Annotated in this window: 2 protein-coding genes; both read right to left on the reverse strand. The window is 57.9% G+C overall.

Annotated elements, in window-relative coordinates:
• On the reverse strand, window positions 1-1,181 hold a 1,181-nt coding region (locus ACYU8Y_RS26455), incomplete at its 3' end, for a PKD domain-containing protein (protein ID WP_460941223.1).
• A 149-nt stretch (window positions 1,182-1,330) separates the two neighbouring features.
• Window positions 1,331-1,978 (reverse strand): gliding motility-associated C-terminal domain-containing protein (locus ACYU8Y_RS26460; protein WP_460941224.1); only part of this gene is annotated, 648 nt, incomplete at its 5' end.

Below are 1,978 nucleotides of genomic sequence, written 5' to 3' on the forward strand. Positions count from 1 at the left end.
GTCTGGAAGGAGACCAGCGAGGGGGTGGGCCGGTTGGGCACGTCGCTGACCTTGAAGGTCACATCGTAGGGTGTGTCCCGGAGCTGGTTGCAGTTGGTCTGCCAGGAGAAGGTGGCCGTGGCGGGCTGGTTCTGGGTGATGTCGCCGTTGATGAGTCGGGCGTAGGCGGGCTGGATGAGTTCGGCCGCTGGCAGGGGCTGTCGGTCGGGACCGATGTTGAATACTCCGCCGAAGCCGGAGATGATGACGCGTTGCCCGTCGGGGTCGGTGGCGTTGACGGGCTGGTTGATGAGGGTGCCGGCCTGGACGCAGAGGTCGGGGATTGGCTGGATGAGGGGTCGTTTGTTGGGGCTGTCGACGACGATGATCTGCATGTCGCGGGTGATCTCGCCGATGAGCACGCCGTTGCGCCATTCTTCAATAATGAAAGCAAAGTTAAACTGACCCAGTTCGCCGGGGGCATCCCAGCAGAGTTCACCGGTGATGGGGTTGATCGAGAAGGTGGGGGGGGCACTGCCGTCTTCGCGGGCGGTGCTGAAACGGGTGGGGTCCTGATAGGCTGGGATTGCCCGCCCTGTACATCCGTTATCTGTCAGACTAGTTGCGGGCACACTCAGCCGGTAGGCGAGGCTATCGCCATCGGCATCGAAGGCGGCCGGGTTGTGGCAGAACTTCTGGCCCACGCGTCCCGAGTCCAGGGGTGGGTTGAGCATCACGGGGGTGGAGTTGGTCAGCAGGGCCGCATTGATGTAAATCGTCGTCGAGACGAAGAATCGAATCTGGTCAGAATTGGCTGCTGGTGGCAGGTTTTTGGTGTCGGCGTTACGGTTAGGCACGGTAACCCCGATGGTATAGGTACCTGGTCCGGGATAAGTATGAATAACCGTATAACTGTTAACCGATGACGTACGGCCATTAATGTAAACGCGGCTACTGCGTCGAACATCAGCCGTTGTCCCATCGCCAAAGCAAATGGTGTAGTTTTCAGCCTGATCAGCGGCTGGTTTGCCTTTCACTTCATCAAAATAGGCCGTAAAGGTAACTTTGTATGTCAGGGAGGTTGTAGAAATACGCTTAGTCGTAATCTCGCCAGCTCTAACGTGGGTTGCCTGACTTATGCTGGGATAGAGTACAGCACCAAAAAAAAGGCTCAAAAGCCCGGATATATAGAGAAACCGCATAGAATTGTCACGTTTTTCTTAAAACGCTTCACCGGGTAAAAAGTGTATCAATATTGGGTCGTAAGATAAGGTAAAAAGAAAAAAGGAGAAAGAGAAATAGCTTATGGCCATTTCTTTCTCCTTTTACCGCTCCTATATGGGCTAATTATTTATCGTAGTGAGGTTTCTTCGCGGATGATCTGGACCCAGCTCTTGATCACCGTCGGGGGGGCGTTGCGGTCCAGCACCGCAAACCGAACCGTCGCCTGGTAGTAGTACAAACCCGTCGGCAAAGCTGAGCCGTCGCTGCCCCGGCCATCCCAGCTCAGCGTCGGCCCCACCCCCTCATACACCTTGGCCCCCCACCGGGTGTAGACCACAAAACTGATCTGCTCGACAAACCGTGGACACTTCAGCGGACTGAACACATCGTTCTTGCCATCCCCGTTGGGGGTGAACACATTGGGCAGCACCAGCGCCGGGCAGGCCTCGTTGCAGACCTTGTTGGAAGGGGCGCTCTCCAGCCCCCGCTGGCTCACCGCCGTCACGTAGTAGCAGCCCGCCACCGTGCTCAGGCCCGTGTGCTCGAAGCGGGTGGTGGGCACACTCACCGAGCTCAGGGCCGCGAGCGTGTCCTGACGGTAGCGACCATAGTAGATCTTGTAGGAGGCAATGTTGGCATCACAGCCGGGTCCCGTGTTGGGACTCCAGCTAAGCTGGTTGGTGAAGCTGGTCTGGTCGCAGAAGCTCTCGGGGCTCAGGCTGGCACAGTTCAGCGAGTCCAGGGCGAGGGTGGGTGGGCAGGGCCGGGTGGTGTC

This window comes from Spirosoma humi (assembly GCF_054776575.1).